This is a genomic window from Burkholderia sp. Ac-20353, assembly GCF_017104785.1.
In the GTDB taxonomy this organism is placed as follows: domain Bacteria; phylum Pseudomonadota; class Gammaproteobacteria; order Burkholderiales; family Burkholderiaceae; genus Burkholderia.
On the sequence record NZ_JAAGPL010000024.1, the window covers coordinates 12887 to 33939 of the forward strand.

18 protein-coding genes are annotated in these 21053 nt (G+C 62.8%); 8 read left to right on the forward strand and 10 right to left on the reverse strand.

What is annotated here, in order from left to right; genetic code table 11:
- Positions 1-13: 13 nt before the first annotated feature.
- From G3N94_RS11095 to G3N94_RS11115, 5 genes are read right to left on the reverse strand one after another with little or no spacing between them, the layout of a single operon-like run.
- Entirely contained in the window at positions 14-769 is a 756-nt protein-coding gene (locus G3N94_RS11095) for an SDR family oxidoreductase (RefSeq protein ID WP_205792427.1), read from the reverse strand.
- Entirely contained in the window at positions 762-1532 is a 771-nt protein-coding gene (locus G3N94_RS11100) for an enoyl-CoA hydratase-related protein (protein ID WP_205792428.1), read from the reverse strand. Before G3N94_RS11100 ends, G3N94_RS11095 begins: the two co-directional genes overlap by 8 nt.
- Before the next feature lie 2 nt (positions 1533-1534).
- Positions 1535-3217 (reverse strand): class I adenylate-forming enzyme family protein, encoded by a 1683-nt coding sequence (locus G3N94_RS11105; protein ID WP_205792429.1) that lies wholly within the window; start codon positions 3215-3217, stop codon positions 1535-1537.
- A 15-nt stretch (positions 3218-3232) separates the two neighbouring features.
- Entirely contained in the window at positions 3233-4012 is a 780-nt protein-coding gene (locus G3N94_RS11110) for an enoyl-CoA hydratase-related protein (RefSeq protein WP_205792430.1), read from the reverse strand.
- Positions 4013-4024: 12 nt separating this feature from the next.
- Positions 4025-5254 (reverse strand): CoA transferase, encoded by a 1230-nt coding sequence (locus G3N94_RS11115; RefSeq protein WP_205792431.1) that lies wholly within the window; start codon positions 5252-5254, stop codon positions 4025-4027.
- A 269-nt stretch (positions 5255-5523) separates the two neighbouring features.
- Between G3N94_RS11115 and G3N94_RS11120 the strand changes: the two genes are divergently transcribed.
- Positions 5524-7203, forward strand: coding sequence for a sigma 54-interacting transcriptional regulator (locus tag G3N94_RS11120; RefSeq protein WP_205792432.1), 1680 nt, complete (start codon positions 5524-5526; stop codon positions 7201-7203).
- A gap of 91 nt (positions 7204-7294) precedes the next feature.
- On the opposite strand, the gene G3N94_RS11125 is transcribed toward G3N94_RS11120, so the two are convergent.
- Positions 7295-7765 (reverse strand): Lrp/AsnC family transcriptional regulator, encoded by a 471-nt coding sequence (locus tag G3N94_RS11125; protein ID WP_205792433.1) that lies wholly within the window; start codon positions 7763-7765, stop codon positions 7295-7297.
- A 294-nt stretch (positions 7766-8059) separates the two neighbouring features.
- Between G3N94_RS11125 and panB the strand changes: the two genes are divergently transcribed.
- Positions 8060-8881, forward strand: a complete 822-nt coding sequence (gene panB / locus G3N94_RS11130; protein ID WP_205792434.1) for a 3-methyl-2-oxobutanoate hydroxymethyltransferase — start codon at positions 8060-8062, stop codon at positions 8879-8881.
- A gap of 131 nt (positions 8882-9012) precedes the next feature.
- Here panB and G3N94_RS11135 read toward each other — a convergent pair whose 3' ends face one another.
- A complete protein-coding gene (locus G3N94_RS11135; RefSeq protein ID WP_205792435.1) occupies positions 9013-9804 on the reverse strand; it encodes an enoyl-CoA hydratase-related protein in 792 nt (263 codons plus the stop codon).
- A 642-nt stretch (positions 9805-10446) separates the two neighbouring features.
- Complete coding sequence (locus tag G3N94_RS11140) at positions 10447-10968, reverse strand: MarR family transcriptional regulator (RefSeq protein WP_205792436.1); 522 nt, start codon at positions 10966-10968, stop codon at positions 10447-10449.
- 391 nt (positions 10969-11359) lie between these two features.
- On the opposite strand from G3N94_RS11140, the gene G3N94_RS11145 reads away from it, so the two are divergent.
- From G3N94_RS11145 to G3N94_RS11170, 6 genes are all read left to right on the forward strand, one after another.
- Positions 11360-13381 (forward strand): NADPH-dependent 2,4-dienoyl-CoA reductase, encoded by a 2022-nt coding sequence (locus G3N94_RS11145; protein WP_205792437.1) that lies wholly within the window; start codon positions 11360-11362, stop codon positions 13379-13381.
- 66 nt (positions 13382-13447) lie between these two features.
- A complete protein-coding gene (locus G3N94_RS11150) occupies positions 13448-14443 on the forward strand; it encodes a zinc-binding dehydrogenase (RefSeq protein WP_346778685.1) in 996 nt (331 codons plus the stop codon).
- 272 nt (positions 14444-14715) lie between these two features.
- Positions 14716-15870 carry an acyl-CoA dehydrogenase family protein gene (locus G3N94_RS11155; RefSeq protein WP_205792471.1) on the forward strand — a complete coding sequence of 385 codons (1155 nt, stop codon included), beginning with the start codon at positions 14716-14718 and terminating at the stop codon, positions 15868-15870.
- A gap of 154 nt (positions 15871-16024) precedes the next feature.
- Positions 16025-16774: an electron transfer flavoprotein subunit beta/FixA family protein gene (locus tag G3N94_RS11160; RefSeq protein WP_205792439.1), complete on the forward strand. Its 750-nt coding sequence runs from the start codon at positions 16025-16027 to the stop codon at positions 16772-16774.
- A 16-nt stretch (positions 16775-16790) separates the two neighbouring features.
- Complete coding sequence (locus tag G3N94_RS11165; RefSeq protein WP_205792440.1) at positions 16791-17732, forward strand: FAD-binding protein; 942 nt, start codon at positions 16791-16793, stop codon at positions 17730-17732.
- A 34-nt stretch (positions 17733-17766) separates the two neighbouring features.
- Positions 17767-18042, forward strand: a complete 276-nt coding sequence (locus G3N94_RS11170) for a hypothetical protein (RefSeq protein WP_205792441.1) — start codon at positions 17767-17769, stop codon at positions 18040-18042.
- Between the two features lie 63 nt (positions 18043-18105).
- Here G3N94_RS11170 and G3N94_RS11175 read toward each other — a convergent pair whose 3' ends face one another.
- Both G3N94_RS11175 and G3N94_RS11180 read right to left on the reverse strand, forming a co-directional pair.
- The gene (locus G3N94_RS11175; protein ID WP_205792442.1) at positions 18106-19302 is read right to left on the reverse strand and encodes an MFS transporter; all 1197 of its coding nucleotides are present in this window, start codon (positions 19300-19302) and stop codon (positions 18106-18108) included.
- 134 nt (positions 19303-19436) lie between these two features.
- A complete protein-coding gene (locus tag G3N94_RS11180) occupies positions 19437-20345 on the reverse strand; it encodes a LysR family transcriptional regulator (RefSeq protein WP_241021755.1) in 909 nt (302 codons plus the stop codon).
- Positions 20346-21053 lie beyond the last annotated feature (708 nt).

Below are 21053 nucleotides of genomic sequence, written 5' to 3' on the forward strand. Positions count from 1 at the left end.
TGTGGTCCTTGCATCAAAGAGCGATGCCCTGACCGCCATCGACATAGAATGTCTCGCCGGTCACGAACGCTGCGGGAAGCTGGAACAGGGTCGCGACGAAACGCCCGATGTCGTCGGCCTTGCCGGGGCCGCCCAGCGGAATGCGCTTTTTCAGGAATGACTGCAACGCCCCTTCGTTCAGCTCGTCGCGATTCAGGTCGGTTTCGATGTAGCCCGGCGCGACATTGACGACGCGGATTCCCTGACGCGCCCACTCGACCGCGAGGCAACGCGAAAGGGCGCCCACTGCGGCCTTCGACGCACAATAGGCCGCGTTGCCCTTGACCCCGAGCTTGTCGTAGAACGAGCCGATGTTGACGATGAGCGACGAACCCGCATCGCACAGAAGCGGGTAGACGGCCTGGCTCGCGAGCAGGATCGAGGTAGCGTTGGTGGACATGACCCGCTCGAAATCGGCGAGCGGAAACGTCGCGGACGGGCCTTGCAGGTGAATGCCCGCATTGTTGACGAGGCCGACGACGGCCTGCCCGAATGCGTCGGGCACCGACGCGAACGCGGCATGCATTGCCGGCGCGTCCGTGATGTCGCAGCGTATCGCTATCATCCTGCGCCGCGCCTCCCCATCGAGGTCCGTCACTTTCGGCAACTCGCCGGACCGGGACAGGCACGCGACGTTGAATCCGGTAAGGGCGAGTTCGGCCGCGATGGACGCCCCGATCCCGCGACTCGCCCCCGTCACGATGACGGTCCCGTTGAGACGATCATGCATCTTTGAACTCCGGAGTACGTTTTTCGATGAATGCCCGCATGCCTTCGGCCGCGTCGGCGGTCTGGTATGCGAGTGTCGACAGATCCGCTTCGATGTCGAGGCCTTCGCCGAGCGTGGTCGCCGTGCCGCGCGCGACTGCCTCGCGCGCGAATTGCGACGCACACCGGCTGTAGCCGATGAACTCGGACATGAATGCCTTGCCGAGTTCAACCGGATCGCCATCCGGGACGATCCGGTTGACGAGTCCCCATCTTTCGGCCTCGGTTGCATCGACAGTCCGGCCCGACATCACCAGTTCGGTGGCCCGTGCCTCGCCGACCAGGCGGGACAGGCGCTGCGTCCCCCCGTATCCGGGAATCAGGCCCAGCTTGATTTCGGGAAGCCCCATGCGCGCCTGCGACGTAGCAATGCGGAAGGTGCAGGCCATCGCCAGCTCGAGGCCGCCGCCGAACGCATATCCGTGTAGCACGGCCACCGACGGGATCGACAAGGCGGCCAGTTTGGCGAACGTTCGCTGACCGAGCTGTGCGCCACGGCGCTGGTCCATCAGACCACGATCCATCAATTCCTTGATGTCGGCGCCGGCGCAAAACGCCTTGGGGCCCGCGCCGGTCACGACCAGCGCACGCGCGCTGGACGCGGCCACGTCGTCGAGCGCACGGGCCAATGCCTCGATCATCGAGAACTGCAGTGCGTTGCGTGCGTCGGGGCGGTTCAGCGTCAGTACCGCGTAAGGCCCGGAAAAATCCAGTTCGATTGTCATGTTCAGACTCCTGCGGCAACGGGCGCCTTGTATCGGACCGAGACGGGCTTCAACTCGCCTCGCAGCGTCATCTCGACCAGATCGCGCTTGAGAATTTTCCCGCTCGCGGTCAGCGGAAAGGCTTCGAGCGACAGGTAGTACTCGGGCATGTCGTATTTCGATAGCCCGCAGTCGGCGAGGTGGGCCAGCATGTCGTTCGGTTCGAGACGCTGCCCGATACGCAGGATCACGGACAGGCAAACCTTCTCGCCCAGCCGTTCGTCCTGTACCGGATACGCAGCGGCGCGCTCGACCAGCGGATGACGCATCGCGAGCTCTTCGATCCGGGCCGGATGGATGTTGTGTCCGCCGCGAATGATCAGATCCTTTTTGCGTCCGACGATCACGAGACAGCCGTTCTCGTCGAACATGCCGAGGTCGCCGCTCATAAACCATCCGTGGATGTTGAACGACGTTTCCGTCGCGACCTGATTGCTGAAATAACCGAGCATCAGGAGTCCGCCACGGCCGCCGATTTCCCCGATTTCGCCCAGTTCGGCTTCGACATCGGAGTTGTCCTGCTTCCACAGGCGGACTTCATAGCCCCGGCACGCACGGCCACACGTCGAAACGATGGTGTCCGGGGTGTCGGTCGGGATCGTATAGTTGTGCGACCCGTTTTCCGTCATGCCGTAGATGTTTTGCGGGGTCACGCCGACGCTGAGAAATTTTTGCGCGACTTCCCGAGGAATGGCGGCCCCGGCCATGTAAAACGTCCGCACGTCGCCCAGCGTCCGCAGATTGCGATCGCGCACGGCTTGCAGGATGTCCATCGCGTGGGTCGGCACGCCCATCACATAGGTCGCGCCGGTCTCGAGAATCCAGTCCAGCGCGTGCTTGCCACCGCGCAAATTCGTCATGACCAGTTCGAGACCGGCCACGAGCATCTGCTCGATCGCGACGGTCGCAATATGGTGACTCATCGGACTGAGCGTGAGCAGCGTCGTATCCGACGTGTGCCCCCAGTCCTCGACCAGCGCGCGCCCGTTGGCCAGCAACGTGTTGTCGCTGTGCATGACGCCCTTGGGCTGTCCGGTGGTGCCGGACGTAAAGGCCAGGTAGACGATCTTGTCGGGGTTCAGGTCCGGGGGCGCAACGGCCGCTGGCGGCTGACGCCCCGGAAACGGCAGTACGCCGGCAAGGTCGGCCGGCTGATCCAGCACCGGATTGGGAAGCGCAAACACCGCGGCGAGGGCCGGCATCTCGCCGACGCGCGCAAAGATCGAGTGACAATCCGCGTCCGCTCCATATCCAGGCATCGCGAAAAGCGCGCGGCACTGAATGCGGTTCAGCAACGTGCAGATCTCCTCGACCGTGTAGTTCTGGTGAAGGGACGGGCAGCATACGTAGCCGTTACGCGAGCAAGCCAGAAAGACGATCGCCGTATGCACGACGTTGGGCAACCAGATTCCGACCCGGTCGCCCGGTTTCAGGCCCTGCCGGTGGAGCGCTTCCGCAACACTGTCCACCCAGTCGACCACCTCGCGCCAGGTCAGGCGCACATCGGCGTCGCGCAACGCACACGACGTCGGACGCTCCCGCGCGTGCCGGCGGGCGAGCGTATAGAGCGTCTCCTGCTGCCAGACGCCGGACAGGTAGTAATCTCGTGCGTTCTGCGGATTGTGAAGGGTCAGGATATTCTGCATGGCGTCATCCGTGCATCAATGCCCGAACTTGCTCGGGTCCGGTTTGCGGCGCTCCGCGAATGCGGCCGCCAGTTCGTCGTGCTCATCGGTATCAAGATAGCCGCGCAGCAGCAGGTCGTGGGCCATGCGCGACAGGCCGCTTACGCCGCCATGGCGTGCATTGAACGCCCCCTTCAACGACGCAAGCGCAAATGCGCCGCGCTCGGCGACTTCCAGCGCGTACTCACGCGTCGCCGCCTTCAACTGGTCGTCCGGCACGACGCGATTGATGAGGCCGATCTCGAGCGCTTCGCGAGCGCTCATCTTCGGATTGCGGAACCAGATGTCCTTCGCGCGCTTCTTGCCGACCAGGTCCTCGAGGTACCACGTGCCGTAGCCGCCGTCGAAACTACCGACCATCGGGCCGACTTGACGGAACACAGCCGATTCCTTGGCAATGGTCAGATCACAGACCACCTGAAGGACGTTGCCGCCGCCCACTGCGAAACCGTTGACCGACGCGATCACCGGTTTCTGGAGACGGTCGATGCTCTCGTACATTTCCAGCGTCGGCAGCACGCCCGCATAGAGCGTGGTGTCCGGCATTCCCTCCTTGCGCCCGCCGGTACAGAAGAATTTGTCGCCGGCGCCCGTGATCACGACCACACGCGTGCGCGTTTCGCGCCGGATCGCGTTGATGCAATCCCGGATTTCGTGGCACATCGTCTCCGTAAACATGTTGCCGTCGTCCGGGCGATTGAGCGTGATCGTGCCGATCGGGCCGTCTTCTTCGTAGATGATTTCCGAATAGTTCATTGTGTCTCCTGTTCAAACGATTTCTGCGTCGATAAGGCCCGCGATGCAAATGGCGGACATGGATAAGTGATCCCTGAGAATGCGTTCCGTGTCCTGCCCGAGGGCAGGGGGTGCGCTGCGATAGACCGCACTGCCGCCATCGAAGCGGATGCCGAGGCCGACCTGCGGCACGCGGCCGGCCGCACCTTGAGCGGCAAAGAACATGCCGTCCTCGCGCAGCGGCGCGTCGTCGACCAGTTGGTCGATCGTGTTGATCGGTCCGGCTGGAATGCGATGCCTGGCGAACAACGGCAGCCAGTGGTCGCGCGATTGCGTGCCGAGCACATCCGCGATCGCGGCAACGATCCGCTCGCGGGCATGGCGTCGCTTCGCATTCGTGTCGAAGCAGGACTCCTGACCATATTCAGGCTTGCCGACGGCTGCCCAGAACCGATGCCAGATCGCATCGTTCCCGAGGCCGAGCGTGATCGGGAAGTCGGCCGTATCGAAAACCTGGTAGATCGCGATGACCGAATCCGTGCCGCCCGAGCGCATCGGCGATTCGCCGGAACCCACGTAAGGCACGATTCTCGGCGCCATGAAGCGCGCGGACGTGGCAACCATCGAGATGTCGATCTGCTTTCCGGCGCCCGTGCGCTGGCGCTCGAACAGCGCAGCGAGCACGGCCATCGCGATGTCCTGACCGGCAAGCAAGTCGGCGGCGGGCGTGCCAACCTTTTGGGGTGGCCTGTCCGCCTGGCCAGTGAGATGCATGACGCCCGAATAGCCCTCCGCGATCAGGTCGTAGCACGGCAGGTCCGCCCGGTCGCCCTGAAGACCGAAGCCGGTCACGGAAACATGAACGAGCGCCGGGTTCACCGTCTTCAACGTCGCGTGGTCGAGCCCGAGCTTTTCTTGCACGCGCTGCGTCGTGTTCAGCACGACGACGTCGGATTGCCGCACCAGATCATGGGCGATCCGGCGACCCTCGGCGCGGGTCAGATCGATCGTCATGCTCAGCTTGTTCCGGTTCATGCTCAGGAACCACAGCGATTCGCCATCGAGAAACGGCGGCCCCCAGCTTCGAGTGTCGTCTCCCCCCCGGCGTTTTTCGACCTTGATGACCTCCGCGCCGAGGTCAGCCAGCAGCAACGTGCCATACGGGCCGGCCACCGATGTTGTGAAGTCGAGCACCCGGACGCCATGCAGGCATTGCAGTCCTGACCCGGAAACAACCAGCGGAAGTGTATTCAGTGCGTCCATTGCGATCAAATTTTGGTTGGTGTCGCTACTGACGCAATGACCGTGCCAACTTTTTGGCGCGAAATTTGCTTAATCTATATACGGTTTGCCGCAGACTCAGTGTGGACGGGCGCGCAGCACCCGGCAGCGCGGGGGATGACGGCGAAAACATGGTTGTCGACTTGGAATCGCACTGTATTCATGCTGTACTTGGCGCAGCGCTCGACAACAGATGTGTAGTCGACAAATACACTTCTGGGTCCCGATAGACCCTCGGCATGGTGGGAGACATGAAACGCGAATCTGAAGGCATTCTCGTCCTGGACGACGACGGGAACACCACGTTTGCCAGCGGTCTCGGCCGAGATGCGCTTGTTTCGACGTCGCTAGGTCGACTGTGGCGTAACCGGGACCGCACACCGGTCAAGCGCCTGTCGGCGATGACGGAGTTCGAACGCCCGCTGACAGTAGCGGCGATTCCCACGCGCGACGCGGTGTGCTTCCTGATCTTTGCGCTCCAGGAAGCCGACGCGCTGAGCGAATTCCTTGCGGGCGTAGACGTCGCAGAAGACATCCTCAGGCACTTCATCACCGACCCGTACAGGGCGATGATCGTCGTCGATACGGCCGGCAAGATCGCCTACATGAGCCCGGTCCATGAAAAATTCTTCGGACTGAAGCATGGCGAAGCCATCGGTCGCCATGTCACGGCGGTCATCGAGAACACCAAGCTGCATGAAGTGGTCGCGACCGGGAAAGGGCAAGTGGCCCAATTGCAGGAGATGAATGGCATCTCCCGTGTCGTCTCGCGCCTGCCGATCTTCGATCGCAACAAGCGCGTGGTAGCGGCGGTCGGGCAGGTGATGTTCAAGGGACCCGAAGCGATGCGTGAGTTGACGGCCGAGCTCGCACGCGTCAAACAGGAACTCGATTTCTATAAGCGCGAACTGTCCGGCATTCGCAACCGCAGTTACGGACTCGATCAGATCGTCGGCAGTAGCGAGGCGGTTCGGCGACTCAAGGAGGACATCCTGCGCGTCGCGCCGCTCGATGTGCCGGTACTGCTGGTTGGCGAAAGCGGGACCGGCAAGGAAATGGTCGCGCACGCGATCCACATGCTCAGTCCGCGCAGCGACAAACCGCTTGTCCTCGTGAACTCCGCTGCGATGCCACCCAATCTGGTCGAAAGCGAGCTGTTCGGCTATGAGCCTGGCGCGTTCACCGGTGCGGATCGCAAGGGGAGAAAAGGCAAGTTCGAAGCGGCGGACACCGGAACGCTGTTTCTCGACGAGATTGGCGACATGCCGATCGACATGCAGGTTAAGCTGTTGCGTGTCTTGCAGGATGGGCAATTCGAGCGAATCGGCGGCGACCGGGCACGCCATTCCGACTTCCGCCTGATTTCCGCCAGCAATCGGGATTTCAAGGCGATGATCGCCAGCTCGAGCTTCCGCCTCGATCTCTTCTATCGCATCAGTGCCGTAACCTTGCGCTTGCCCGCATTGCGCGAGCGGCTCGAAGACATCCCGGAGCTGGCCGATACGTTCCTGGAAGCATTCGCGATCCGTCACGGTGCGCCAAAGAAATCGATCGCCGACTCCGCCATCCACTTCCTGCAGTCGCGTGAATGGCCAGGCAACATTCGCCAATTGCAACATGCAATCGAACGCGCCGCGATTTTTTGCGACGGGCCGGTGCTGTCGATCGCCGACTTCGGCAGCCTGGAAGGCGCGGTGCAGCCGCGGCTCGCCGAGCCGGCCGCGGAGGCATTACCGGTGCCGAACAAGGGTGCTGTCGATATGCGGGAAGCCAAGGAACGCGTCGAATCCGAACTCATTCGCGACGCGATGCGGCGAACCGGCGGCAACAAGAAGCGGGTTGCCGAGGAACTCGGCATTTCGCGATCCTACCTGTACAAGCGCTTGAGCATGATGGAGGAGGCGCAGTCCGACGAGCCGCTGTCACCCTAGGCGCACGCCGCAGCACCGGGTGTGCGGCCGCATGCCCCGGCACCATCGACCACGCCTGCCGGCGTGTCGCGGTGCCCGCGACGACCGCGTGCTAGAGCATCGGCGAAGCCCGGTTCAGCACAGTCTTCAGTGCGAAGCTCGAACGGATGTGCTCGACGCCGGGTATCCGGGTCAGCGTCTTCGTGAGAAAGTTCTGATACGAGTCGAGGTCGTGCACGACGACGCGCAGGATGAAGTCGGCATCGCCGGTCATCGTGAAGCAGCTCATGACTTCCGGTGCGACGACGATTTCCTTTTCGAAACGCTTGATCGCGGCCTCGGACTGATTTTCAAGCGTGACTGCAACGAATACGTTGAGCCCGCCTATCAGCTTGCGCTCGTCCAGTTGCGCGGCGTAGCCGCGAATGAACCCCTGTTCCTCGAGCTTGTGAACGCGCCTGAGCGTCGGTGTCAGCGAAAGACCGATCCGTTCGGCCAGTTCGCGCCAACTCAACCTGCCGTCCTCCGCCAGTTCACGGAGAATTTTCAGGTCCGTTTTGTCGAGATCGTGGTCATGCACCATAACAACTACACATCTCCAGAATGATAGGGAAATCGTACTACAGCGGGCCTGAAATCAAGCGTGAATTGGTAAGAAATCGCGCGACGAAAAGCATAGACTGAGTCTCCGCAAACGCGCTGCCAATCGCGCTGCGGCCCTGTCGCTTTCGACTGTCGATCCGCCACCCGGCCTCGATGAGACCGTGCTGGCTGCTTGTGTGTCTCGCACGAACCCGTGCACTTGCCGCTCCGTCCCGCTCTCCGCGGGAAAACACGCGCGCGCACCAGTGCCATTCCCGAATTGATCACGCTCACCATGACCTACCTGCAAGAACCCGACCGCAAGACCGTCACGATCCCCAGACTGCATGAGATGCGCGCGTCCGGCGAGAAGATCGCCATGCTCGCTTGCTACGACGCGACTTTCGCTGCGCTGCTCGACCAGTGCGGTACGGATGTGCTGCTGGTCGGCGATTCGCTGGGCAACGTCCTGCAAGGACACTCGACGACTCTGCCGGTCACACTCGACCACATGGTCTACCACACGGAATCGGTCGCGCGCGGCAACCGGACCGCGATGGTCGTGACCGACATGCCGTTCGGTACGTATGCGACACCGACCGATGCATTCGATCACGCTGCACGTCTGATGCGTGCCGGCGCGCAAATGGTCAAGCTCGAGGGCGGCGCGTGGCTTGCCGAGACGATTCGCTTCCTCGTCGAACGCGGCATCCCCGTATGCGGACACGTCGGCCTGACGCCGCAATCGGTGCACGCACTCGGCGGCTTTCGCGTTCAAGGCAGAACCGATTCGGCAGCCACGCGATTGCTCGAGGATGCGATGGCAATGCAGGACGCCGGCGCACAACTGATCGTCATGGAAGCCATTCCCGCCGAACTGGCCGCTCAGGCGACGGCGCGACTGACCGTCCCGACGATCGGCATCGGCGCGGGCGTGCATTGTTCGGGGCAGGTGCTCGTGCTGCATGACGTACTCGGCACGTATCTCGGACGAAAGGCGAAATTCGTCAAGAATTTCATGGACAGGCAGACGTCGATCGGCGCTGCCATTCGCGCCTATGTGTCGGAAGTGAAGGCCGGCACGTTTCCCGCACCCGAGCATTCGTTCTCGGCCTGAGCGTCACACAACCACGACGTCCGCGTCGCCGTTCGACAGCGCATCTCGATCGATTGGCGACGCACGGCGCTGACCATCCGCGCATCCGCCGCGAAGTCCGTGGCGGATGCGCTGTCAGCGACATCCTCACATCATTCGCCGGTGAAGCGGGCTTCCCGCTTTTCGCTGAATGCCAATACGCCTTCCGCGTAGTCCTTGCTCCATCCCATTTCGCGAATGGTGGTGGCTTCCATCGACATTTGCTGCTCAAGCGAATGGCCGTTCGCGGCCTGGACGAGCTGGCGTGTGCGAACAAGTGCCTTGGTCGGCATGCTGGCCAAACGCTGGACCAGCGAGTCGACACCGGCCGGGAATTCGGCATCGTCCAGGACGTCCCAGATGAGTCCCCATTCAGCGGCCTTGGCTGCCGGCAGCTTGTCGGCGAGCATCGTCAAGCCCATGGTTCGTGCGGTGCCGACTCGTTGAGAGAGAAACCAAGTACTGCCCGTGTCCGGAGTCAGGCCAATCTTCGAGAAGGCCTGCAAGAAATAGGCCGAACGCGCGGCGACGACCAGATCACACGCAAAGGCCAATCCGGCTCCGCCACCCGCAGCCAGTCCGTTCACGGCAGCCACGGTCGGCACAGGCAGATTCTGAATTTTCATCACGAGCGGCTTGACGAGGCGCTCCACCAGATTGCCGATATCAGGCTGCTTGCCGTCAACGGCCTGCATGGCGGGATCAGCGAGATCCTGCCCGGCGCAAAATGCGCGGCCGGCGCCGGTGATGACAAGCACGCGCGCTTGTTTGTCCGCCTCGATCTGATCGACCGCACGATGGAGTTCGTGCAGCATCGCCTCGTCGAAGCTATTGAGCTTGTCAGGGCGATTGAGCACGATCCGGGCAATCGCTCCGGTGGTGACGCTGATTCGACTGAAGGTCATGGTGAACATCCGTTTGAGCAAACACATTGGAAGCCTGCACGCGCTGAAGGAAACGCGTCATCTGCTGATTCGCGTCACAGGTGCCGGATGCGCTCTGGATAAGGTAGTGACCGTGACGACGTGCCGCCCGCTCGCGACAATCGCAGCCGTCGAGCTGGTTGCGCGCCCACGGTCGCTCGTGCGGGCTGTGGTCCGCATGCCCATTGCCGGTCTCCCTCGGTCGGGCGTTCATGCTCGAGAGCGAATCATGCGCGCCGTCCTATCCGCATCCTGTTGACGGCTGCACGATACGACGCGGATCCATATGCGTCAATATCTTGATGTATATTTTTTCTGATTATGCAAGATTTCAGCCAGATTCCGCGAAACCGAGCGGAAAGAATGACATCCTGTAGTCGTATATCGGCGTATCGTGCCCACCGACCGTGGCTTGTCCGAACGCGGCGCAACGGCAAGGGCGGCTGCGCTACGCGGCGAGCCGTCGACGCTATCGGTGAAACGACAGGACTGGCGACACAACGGGGTTCAGGTGGATGCGGAAACTGCGCTTGTTGCCATCCTTCCTGCACGACATTTGGGGAAGATGTCCTGCTCGTACGCTCATGAGCACTGACGGACCCGCATCGGATCCGCCACATCCGCTCAATCGTGCGCTGATATCGCCGAATCGCTCGCCTCGCCGATCGAGAGCGACTCGCCCAGGTTCACGTCATTCATTCCGTTGTTCAGCTGATTCAGAAAGTGAACCAGTGACACCTTGTCGTCGAAGCGAAAGTTCGCCAATGCCTGCCGATAGAACTCGTAGATTTTGGGCTGCAGGCTATCCCAGAACGCGCGGCCCTGGGTCGTCAGCACGACCTTTTTTGCACGCCTGTCGACGGTGTCGGCAATGCGCACGACATGGTCCTCACGCTCCAGCCGCTTCAATACCCCATCGAGACTCTGGCGGCTGACCACCAGATAATCCGCGAGTTCGGAGAACGACATTCCGTCGACCACTTGTGGGCGCGACAGTGCGCCCAGCACCGACCACTGCACGGTCGTGATACCCAGCGCCTTGATCGTCTGCCTGTCGAGCGTGTTACCTGCCTGGAACAGCCGAAAGAACAGGCGGTTGTGGATGGATGAGACGGATTGATCGTAGGACGGGTCGGAATTTGTCATGAGCTGATCTGAAATTCGCGCTGGTGCCGCAACGCGTTAATGCCGCTATTCTACGGTGGCCATGGTCTCGCCAACATGCATTGTGGAGAGCGCTGCCGCCTGCCGACACCGCTCGGGCATGTTCCTTCCATGCGCGATACCTGGCCAGCCGTGTCGATGGTCCGGCTATCACACCCGTCAAGCAGGTTCCCCGCCAACGCAGCACCCTTGCCGGCAAGGAACACATACGACATCTACATGATGTGATGGGCGCACACGCATATGAACACACAGTGTACTTGATGCGGACATGGCCCTCGTTGCTCATAAAAATATATATCATGATGTTGACGTAATTTAAAACCTGGCCTAGAGTGTCCATACACCGCACTACAACATGACGAGACACCCCATGGCGACCTTCGACAAGATTCTGTCCCCGCTTACCGTCGGATCCGCTGTGCTGCCCAACCGGATGGTGATGGGTGCAATGCACACGCGACTGGAAACACTTGACCGGCCTCACGAGCGCCTTGCCGCGTTTTACGCGGCACGCGCTGCCGGCGAAATCGGGTTGATTCTGAGCGGCGGTTTTTCGCCGAACCCCGAGGGCGTCATGGAGGAGGGGGGGCCGTTGTTTGATCGAGCCGACCAGATCGACGAGCATCGTGCGGTGACGCACGCAGTACATGCGGCTGGCGGAAAAATCGTCTTGCAGATCCTTCATGCAGGCCGCTACGCGAAGGTGCCGAACTGCGTCGCACCCTCGCTCGGCAAGGCGAGAATCAACGCGTTTTCCCCTCGTGCGTTGAGTACCGAAGAGGTCTGGACGACGATCGCTGATTTCGCACGGACTACCGCACTGGCTGTCGAGGCCGGTTACGACGGCGTCGAGATCATGGGTTCCGAAGGCTACCTCATCAACGAATTCACGGCTGCCGTCACAAACCACCGCAGCGACGAATTCGGCGGCGATTTCGATGGTCGAATCCGCTTCCCGCTGGAAGTGGTACGCGCGGTTCGTCAACAACTCGGCAATGGGCCGATGCTGATTTACCGGATTTCCGCCATCGATCTGGTTGACGGCGGGATGACTGGCGCTGAGATTGCGGCCTTCGCGCAGCAAATCGAAGCGGCCGGCGCGGATCTCATCAATACAGGCGTGGGCTGGCACGAGTCCTCCGTGCCAACGATCGCGGCGTCGGTGCCGCGAGCGGCCTGGCGCGACGCGATCCGCAACGTCAAGCAGGCGATTTCGATTCCCGTCATGGCGTCCAACCGGATCAACACGCCGGAGGTCGCCGAGGAATTGATCGCAACGGGCGTCGCCGACCTGGTGTCGATGGCGCGCCCGCTGCTGGCCGATCCCGAATTCGCGAAGAAAACCCGTGTCGGCGCGGTCGACGAAATCAATACCTGCATCGGCTGCAACCAGGCTTGCCTGGACCGCATCTTCACCGAGCGCACCGCAACCTGTCTCGTCAATCCGCGTGCGGGCCGCGAGATCGAGTTCCCGGCCGGTCCGGCGCCGCGCGCCAGGCGGATCGCGGTGGTCGGTGGCGGCCCTGCCGGGATGGCCTTTTCCGTGAACGCCGCGGAGCGCGGACATCACGTCACGCTGTTCGAAACCGACGCGCGGCTCGGCGGCCAGCTCAATATGGCCAAGGTTGTGCCCGGCAAAGCCGAGTTCAACGAGATGCTCCGCTATTTCCGCGTCCGTCTGGAACGGCTCGGCGTGTCGCTACGCCTGGGCGAAGCCGCCACCGCGGACGGACTCGCCGGCGGCGAATTCGACGAGATCGTGCTGGCGACGGGCGTCACGCCGCGCGTGCCGGACATCGTCGGCGTCGATCACCCGAAGGCGGTCTCCTATGTCGACGTGCTCACGGGCGCAGCCCGAGTCGGCCAGCGTGTCGCCATCATCGGCGCGGGCGGTATCGGGTTCGACGTCGCGGAATTCCTGCTGGGCGATCCCGAAGAATCCCTCGACAGGTCGGCGTTCTTCCGCGCCTGGGGCGTCGATCCCGCCAATGCTGTCGCTGGCGGCATCGTGCCAGCTGCCGCTCACGCCGCTCCGCCGCGCAGCATCCACATGTTTCAGCGCAAGGCCGAACCGCTCGGCAAGGGGCTCGGCAAGTCGACCGGGTGGATCCTGAAGGCCAAGCTCCGCAAGGCCAATGTCGCGATGATCTCGGGCGCGACGTACGACGCGATCGACGACGAAGGGCTGCACTACACCGTCGACGGTAAGCCGCACGTCCTGCCCGTCGATCATGTCGTCCTGTGTGCCGGCCAGAATGCCAATCGCAGTCTCTACGAGGCGCTGCGGGCGCGCGGGCTGTCGCCGAAGCTGATTGGCGGCGCGGACGTCGCGAGCGAGCTCGACGCACTGCGCGCGATCGATCAGGCGACGCGGCTCGCGGTGGCGCTTTGATTCGATCGACCGGGTGAGGAAGACATCGTGAAGGCAGCATTCATTACGGGACATGGCGGCAATGAAGTGGTCGAGGTCGGCGAGCGCCCGATGCCGGTTCGCGCGCCGGGCGAGGTGCTTGTGCGCCTTCGGGCCGCAACGCTCAATCGCGTCGATCTGTACATGCGGGACAGCGGCGCCGGCATTCCCCATCAATTGCCCCAGATACTGGGTCTGGATGGCGCCGGTACCGTGGAGGAAGTGGACGACACGGAACCGGCGTGTTCACGTGGGCAACGCGTCGTCGTGCATCCCGGCATCACGTGCGGGCGCTGCGAATTCTGCCGACGCGGTGACTCGGCGCTGTGCGCGTCGATCCGATACGTCGGCGAGCATCGGGACGGGACCCTGGCCGAATACATTTCCCTCCCGACGGCCAATGTGTTCCCGATGCCCGAGTCCCTCGATTTCGCCGAGGCGGCCGCGCTCGGTGTCAATCACCTGACCGCATGGCGGATGCTGTTCACGAAGGCCCGGTTCGAGCCGTGGGAAACGGTCCTGATCTTCGGCATCGGCGGTGGCGTTTCGTTGGCTGCGTTGCAACTCGTCAAGCTGGCAGGCGGACGCGCGATCGTCGCATCCCGCGACGACGAAAAACTGAAGCGGGCCGTCGAGCTCGGAGCCGATCATGCGATCAACATCGGCACCCAGGATGTCGTCAGGGAAGTGATGGCGATCACCGGCGGGCGCGGGGTCGATGTCGTGATCGAGAACGTCGGGCAGGCCGTCTGGGCGAGCGCGCTGAAATCGTTGACGCGCGGTGGACGCATCGTGACGTGCGGTGCGACGTCCGGCGATCAACCGCCTGCCGACCTGCGACGCGTCTTCGCGAAGCAATTGCAGATATTCGGCTCGTCGCTCGGGAATTTCGACGAATACCGCGCTCTGCTGGAATGGGTCGGACGCCGGGCACTGCGCCCGGTCATCGATTCCCGCCATGCGCTGGCGGACGTACGTGTCGCGCTCGATCGCCTGGCGTCCGGCGAGCAGTTCGGCAAGATCGCCATCGAAATCGCCGACTGAACCCGTAGGGGGCGATGAACGCCAGGGCCAACCAGAGCGCCGGCCGTGCCAGTCGGTGTGCGGCGAGTCGATGCGGGATGCCCGGCCCAGACACCATCCGCTGCCGACACGCCCCGCGGACGACGACAGCCGATGGCGGGGCGCGTTGGAATACGGCACGGGGCTTCGATTCGAGGCGTGTGTCCGACAAGTATCCGTCGCCACCCGGCGACGATGACGAACCGGTGCGGCGGCACGTAACGCGCGCCACACCATCGCTGAGCAGGAATACGATGATTCGCGATCAGGAAACACTCTCTCTTCTTCTCGATTCGGTGTCGCGCTTCGTGCGCGAGCGACTGGTGCCGGCCGAAGACGAAGTCGCCGAAACCGACGAGATACCGGCCGAGATCGTCGGCGAAATGCGCGAGCTCGGGTTGTTCGGTCTGACGATCCCCGAGGAATACGGTGGACTCGGCCTGACGATGGAAGAGGAGGTGCTCGTCGCATTCGAAATCGCGCGAACGTCGCCTGCGTTCCGGTCGATCATCGGGACCAACAACGGCATCGGCTCACAAGGTTTGATCGTCGACGGCACCGACGCGCAAAAGCAATGCTACTTGCCCAGGCTGGCATCGGGCGAATTGATAGCGTCGTTCGCGCTGACTGAGCCCGAAGCCGGTTCCGACGCTGCGTCCTTGCGGACGACCGCGGTCCGGGACGGCGACGACTACATCATCAACGGCACCAAGCGATTCATCACGAATGCGCCCGAGGCCGGCATCTATACGGTGATGGCCCGCACCGATCAAAAGGCGAAGGGAACAGCCGGCATTTCTGCGTTCATCGTCGAAAAAAATACGCCCGGATTGTCGCTGGGAAAGCGTGACAAGAAGATGGGCCAGCGCGGCGCGCACACCAGCGACGTGATATTCGAGAACTGTCGCGTGCCGGCCTCCAGCGTCATCGGTGGCAAGGAAGGCGAGGGCTTCAAGACGGCGATGAAGGTGCTCGACAAGGGGCGCCTTCACATCGCGGCGATCTGCGTCGGTGCAGCCGAAAGGATGCTGGGCGACGCCCTGCGCTACGCGATGGAGCGCCGGCAGTTCGGCAAGCCCATCGCGGAATTCCAGCTGGTTCAGGCGATGCTGGCTGACAGTCGCGCCGAGATCTATGCGGCTCGCTCGATGGTCCTCGACGCTGCCCGCCGCCGCGACAACAAGGAGGATGTCTCGACCGAGGCCTCCTGTTGCAAGATGTTTGCATCCGAAATGTGTGGGCGCGTCGCGGATCGCGCGGTCCAGATCCACGGCGGCGCGGGGTATGTATCTGAGTATGCGATCGAACGGTTTTATCGCGATGTCCGGCTGTTCCGGATATATGAAGGCACCACGCAAATTCAGCAGATTGTCATCGCGCGCAACATGATGCGCGATGCTGCGCGATAGCCCGTCGATGCCCGGCGCCTCAAGGCGCCGGCACCACCGTGTCCGCCGGTCGGCGTGATCAGGATACGGTTCGCTCGGGCTGACTGGCCGAATGGCAGGCGCCGATCACGGTCGGCACGCCTACCACAGGACACTCATACGATTGAGGACTTTTATGAAGATATTGGTACCAGTGAAGCGAGTGGTCGATTACAACGTGAAGGTCCGCGTGAAGTCGGACAACACGGGCGTCGACATCGCGAACGTGAAGATGTCGATGAACCCGTTCGACGAAATTGCGGTGGAAGAAGCCGTGCGCCTGAGGGAAGCGGGCGTGGCGACCGAAGTGGTCGCGGTGTCGGTCGGCGTCGCGCAAGCGCAGGAAACGCTGCGTACGGCGCTGGCGATCGGCGCGGATCGCGCGATCCTCGTCGAGTCGAACGACGGCGTGGAGCCGCTGGCTGTCGCGAAGATCCTGAAGGCGCTGGTCGACAAGGAACAGCCTTCGCTGGTGATCCTCGGCAAGCAGGCGATCGACGACGATTCGAACCAGACGGGCCAGATGCTGGCTGCGCTGGCAGGTCTCCCGCAAGCGACGTTCGCGTCGAAGGTGACGATCGCCGACGGCCGTGCGACGGTCGCCCGTGAAATCGACGGCGGCGCGGAAACGCTGTCGCTGACGCTGCCGGCGGTCGTGACGACCGACCTGCGCCTGAACGAGCCGCGCTACGTGACGCTGCCGAACATCATGAAGGCGAAGAAGAAGCCGCTGGAAACCGTGAAGCCGGAAGACCTCGGCGTGGACGTCACGCCGCGTCTGAAGACGCTGAAGGTGGCGGAGCCGCCGAAGCGCGCGGCCGGCGTGAAGGTGCCGGACGTGAAGACGCTGGTCGAGAAGCTGAAGACCGAAGCCAAGGTACTGTAAGAGGGAGCGCAGAGAAATGACGATTCTGGTGATTGCGGAACACGACAACGCGTCGATCAAGGCGGCGACGCTGAACACGGTGGCGGCTGCCACGAAGATCGGCGGCGACATCCACGTGCTGGTCGCGGGTCACAACGCACAGGCGGCTGCCGACGCAGCAGCGAAGATCGCCGGCGTCAGCAAGGTGCTGCTGGCCGACGCGCCGCAACTGGCCGCAGGCCTCGCGGAGAACGTCGAAGCGACCGCACTGAACATCGCGAAGGACTATTCGCACATCCTCGCGCCGGCCACGGCCTACGGCAAGAACATCGCGCCGCGCATCGCCGCGAAGCTGGACGTCGTGCAGATCTCGGACATCACGGCGGTCGATTCGGCCGACACGTTCGAGCGCCCGATCTACGCGGGCAACGCGATCGCGACGGTGCAGTCGAGTGATCCGATCAAGGTCATTACGGTGCGTGCGACGGGTTTCGACCCGGTTGCCGCAGAAGGCGGCAGTGCAGCGGTCGAGAAGATCGAAGCGGCGGCAGACGCAGGCAAGTCGCAGTTCGTCAGCCGTGAAGTGACGAAGCTGGACCGTCCGGAGCTGACGTCCGCCAGCATCATCGTGTCGGGCGGCCGCGGTCTGGGCAACGGCGAGAACTTCGCGTTGGTGCTGGAGCCGCTGGCCGACAAGCTGTCGGCAGCACTCGGCGCATCGCGCGCGGCAGTCGACGCCGGCTATGTGCCGAACGACTACCAGGTCGGCCAGACCGGCAAGATCGTCGCACCGCAGCTGTACATCGCAGTCGGCATCTCGGGTGCGATCCAGCATCTGGCCGGCATGAAGGATTCGAAGGTGATCGTTGCGATCAACAAGGATGAGGAAGCACCGATCTTCGGCGTGGCCGACTACGGTCTCGTCGGCGATCTGTTCACGCTCGTGCCGGAACTGAACGCCGCGTTGCTGGATGGCTGAGTCCCGCGCGTCAATGTCGACTGGAGGACGGAGGATGAGTCTTCTCGACGACTTGCAGAAGGTCAGGGTGGAGGCGGCGCACGCCGCCAACGTCGAAGACGCGGCGATCTGGCGATGGTTCTCGCCGTTGCTGGAGGAACGTCGCATTCGCTGGTGTCTCGCCGGAGAGAATTGGCTCGTCAGCGTCGACAACCGCCACGTTGCGACCCATCGAAGTTTCGACTGTGCAATTCGAATGGCGAAGGAAAACGCCGAGCAATTCGTGATGCGTCGGGAATCGCGGGCGGCGGAAAAGCACCGAGTCGCGTGACGGCCGTGTTGCCGGCCATCCCGCGACCCGACCATTCACCCGACGCGCGATGCGTCGCGACAATCAGTGTCCGGCGCCCCGCACCGACCGATAGCTTCCTCCCGTATCGCGAGCGACCTGCGTGAGCAGTAGTGCGAGGCCAATGGCCGACGCGATCGCACCGGTCGCACCGGTCGAAGCGATACCGACATGGTCGATCGTCACGCCGCCGAGCAGCGAGCCCAGCGCAATGCCCGAATTGAAGCCAGCGATGTTCAGGCCCGCAGCTACGCCATGGGCATTCGGGATGTGTGCCTCGGCAACGCTGATCAGGCGCGCCTGCAGTGCCGGCACCGCCGCGAACGTGAACAGGCCGAGCAATGCGACGAGTACCGCCATGCTGACCGGCGACGAGACGAACAACCACATGCCCAGCACGGCAAGAGCGATGCCGGCGATCAACAATGTGCTCGCGCGATTGACTCCGAGCCTGTCGGTCATCTTGCCGCCCATGACGTTGCCGACCGCCGCGAGCACACCGTAGATCATCATGAAGATGCTGACGGTATTTGCGCTGAGTTTGGTCACCTGGGTCAGCATCGGCGCGATGTAGGTATAGGCAGCGAACGATCCCGCGTAGCCGAACACCGTGACGAGTGCGCCGGCCAGCAGCTTGCCGTTAAATAGCGCCTTGAGTGCGGCCATCGTCGATTGCCTGGTACCGTGGTCGGGGTGGATCGGGTCACGCATGCCGATCAGCAGGCCAACGAAGCCGAGCGCGCCAAACGCACCGATGGCGGCAAGTACCGGGCGCCACGAGATCGTCGCGCCGAGATAGGTGCTGACCGGCACGCCGATCGCCATGGCGAGCGTGAAGCCCCCGAACACGACGGCAACGGCGCTGCCCGACTTCTTCGAACCGGCAAGCCGTGCCGCTGTGCTCGATGCGACGGCGAGGAACAGCCCATGCCCGATGCCGGCGACGAAGCGGGCAACGAGCAGCATGTGCAGGTTGGTGGCAGTGGCAGCGAAGAGGCTTCCCGCGGCGAATACGAGCGTAGTCGCGAGCATGACGCGCTTGCGCGACCAGTTCGCGGTCAGCGCGGTCAGAATCGGGGCCGAGAAGGTAGCGCCGAGCGCGTATGCGGTAATGGCCGTGCCGGTTTTGGCGATATCGACGCCGAGCGTTTCGGCCATCACGTCCGTCAACCCGATCGGGACGAACTCGGCCAGTCCGAGCGCAAACGCACTCAGTGCAAAGATGTAAATGACGAATGGCATGACGGGACCTGCACAAGTTGAGGGGGAAACCGAGCGGCACTCGGGATTACCCTAGTGTAGGGATGCGTCAGCCATAAATGAAATAACGCTTTTTGCGCGCTGGGATAATTTCCCTTATGGCAGAGTGACTGCGATCAAGATGCGTTGAACGCCTGCAGCAGATAGTCCCGCGCATGGACGATACGCGGGGTTCGCATCGCGCTCTGGCTCCAGACGAGATACAGGTTGTTGGTCGGCGCGGTCTCCAATGCGGTTAGCGCTATCAAGCGGCCGGATTCCAGTGACTCGGCGCAGAGATAGTCCGGCAGGACTGTCCAGCCGTGCCCGCCGGCCACGAGGCGCTCGATGATCCGCAGGTCGGGAATCGTCAACGATGCTTGAATCGTCGGTGCCATCTGGAACAGGGAAGTCCAGACTGGGCGGATCAGTGCAAGGTCCTCGTCGTAGGCGATGATCGGCAGCGCGGACAGCGTTTCTGCCGTCGGATGTTTTCCGATCCGTTCCGCGAGTTCCGGCGCAAGAACGAGCAGAAAGCGCTCAGTCAGAAGACGCGCAAAGCCGTGCGACGCCGTATCCGGCATGGACGCCGTAATCGCGAGATCCGCCGTGCCATCGTTGAGCAACTGGTAGATGCGATCGCGGTTGCCGATATGAAATCGAATCAGGAAGCCTTGCTCCATCAGTGGGGCAAGCGTCGACGCCACATGCGCGCAGATGAAATCGGACGGGCCGACGAGATGCAGCGTACCGCCGGGTGACGCGCCCGACCGGTAGGACGCGAGCTTCGTTTCGAGTCCGTCGAGATACGGCGCAACGGATCTCGCCAGCTCGTCGGCGGCTTCCGTCGGCAGCACGCCACGGGCGCGCCTGACGAACAGCGGCTTTCCGACCAGTGCCTCCAGCGCCTGGATATGCATCGACGCCGCCGGCTGGGTAATGCCCAACTGGTCGGCGGCCTTGGAGAACGATTTCAATCGGTAGGCGTCGAGAAACGTTCTCAGATGGGTAAGGTGGCTCATGTCTGTTTCGAATGATGTGCGCAACGCTGCACCGGGTGTGGACCTGCGACACACGTATCGGCAAGCCGTGTCATGCGAAAACTCGCTGCACCCGGACCGACTAAGCGGACAATGATTCTACGGTTTTTGTGCGGAGCAAAGACGGAGGGGCGCCGGAAAACGAGCCCGCACCCTTCGCCAGTCTGCCTGCTTGGTCCGGCGAAGGGCCGGTGTTCGCGCCGACGACACTTTGTCGCCGATCCGCACAACCCTTGCTCGGTACCGAGCCTGCCAGCTCATCGCTCACCGATCGCGATGAACGCATTCGTCGCGCCGTTTTCGCCGCACGATACATCCGCTCATTCCGGGAAGCGCGTATCGCCACGTCGCTCGTCTGCGCGAGTCGAGATGATTCTTCTGCAGATTCCCGAGGCAAGCCATTCCTCTCATTCGTCATCGGTCGATCGCGCTGTTTGCGGCACGATCCGATTCCTGTCATCCGTCGAATCCACAAAGTGACGCGTGGTCACGCGGAAACCGAACACGCCGATATGTCGGCTGCAACGACAGGCGATCGACGGTGTGTCTTTGCCACGGCCACTGTTCGGTGAGAGCGACATGAATGCAGTCGCGCGACTTCCGCTCAAGCCGACCAGACCCACACCCAGCTCACGCTTGATGCGAAGCGAAACGGCCTTTGGCACGGATATCGCTTAGATCGGTTCGCATGGCCCGCGACGGCATGCCCCGGCC

Excerpts from the sequence above, each read along its gene's own strand:
- G3N94_RS11110 (WP_205792430.1), bottom strand. The coding sequence starts at position 4,012 with ATGAACTATTCGGAAATCATCTACGAAGAAGACGGCCCGATCGGCACG.
- G3N94_RS11165 (WP_205792440.1), top strand. The coding sequence starts at position 16,791 with ATGACGATTCTGGTGATTGCGGAACACGACAACGCGTCGATCAAGGCG.
- G3N94_RS11160 (WP_205792439.1), top strand. The coding sequence starts at position 16,025 with ATGAAGATATTGGTACCAGTGAAGCGAGTGGTCGATTACAACGTGAAG.
- G3N94_RS11170 (WP_205792441.1), top strand. The coding sequence starts at position 17,767 with ATGAGTCTTCTCGACGACTTGCAGAAGGTCAGGGTGGAGGCGGCGCAC.
- G3N94_RS11105 (WP_205792429.1), bottom strand. The coding sequence starts at position 3,217 with ATGCAGAATATCCTGACCCTTCACAATCCGCAGAACGCACGAGATTAC.
- G3N94_RS11125 (WP_205792433.1), bottom strand. The coding sequence starts at position 7,765 with ATGGTGCATGACCACGATCTCGACAAAACGGACCTGAAAATTCTCCGT.
- G3N94_RS11115 (WP_205792431.1), bottom strand. The coding sequence starts at position 5,254 with ATGGACGCACTGAATACACTTCCGCTGGTTGTTTCCGGGTCAGGACTG.
- panB (WP_205792434.1), top strand. The coding sequence starts at position 8,060 with ATGACCTACCTGCAAGAACCCGACCGCAAGACCGTCACGATCCCCAGA.
- G3N94_RS11155 (WP_205792471.1), top strand. The coding sequence starts at position 14,716 with ATGATTCGCGATCAGGAAACACTCTCTCTTCTTCTCGATTCGGTGTCG.
- G3N94_RS11175 (WP_205792442.1), bottom strand. The coding sequence starts at position 19,302 with ATGCCATTCGTCATTTACATCTTTGCACTGAGTGCGTTTGCGCTCGGA.
- G3N94_RS11100 (WP_205792428.1), bottom strand. The coding sequence starts at position 1,532 with ATGACAATCGAACTGGATTTTTCCGGGCCTTACGCGGTACTGACGCTG.
- G3N94_RS11095 (WP_205792427.1), bottom strand. The coding sequence starts at position 769 with ATGCATGATCGTCTCAACGGGACCGTCATCGTGACGGGGGCGAGTCGC.
- G3N94_RS11120 (WP_205792432.1), top strand. The coding sequence starts at position 5,524 with ATGAAACGCGAATCTGAAGGCATTCTCGTCCTGGACGACGACGGGAAC.
- G3N94_RS11140 (WP_205792436.1), bottom strand. The coding sequence starts at position 10,968 with ATGACAAATTCCGACCCGTCCTACGATCAATCCGTCTCATCCATCCAC.
- G3N94_RS11135 (WP_205792435.1), bottom strand. The coding sequence starts at position 9,804 with ATGACCTTCAGTCGAATCAGCGTCACCACCGGAGCGATTGCCCGGATC.
- G3N94_RS11145 (WP_205792437.1), top strand. The coding sequence starts at position 11,360 with ATGGCGACCTTCGACAAGATTCTGTCCCCGCTTACCGTCGGATCCGCT.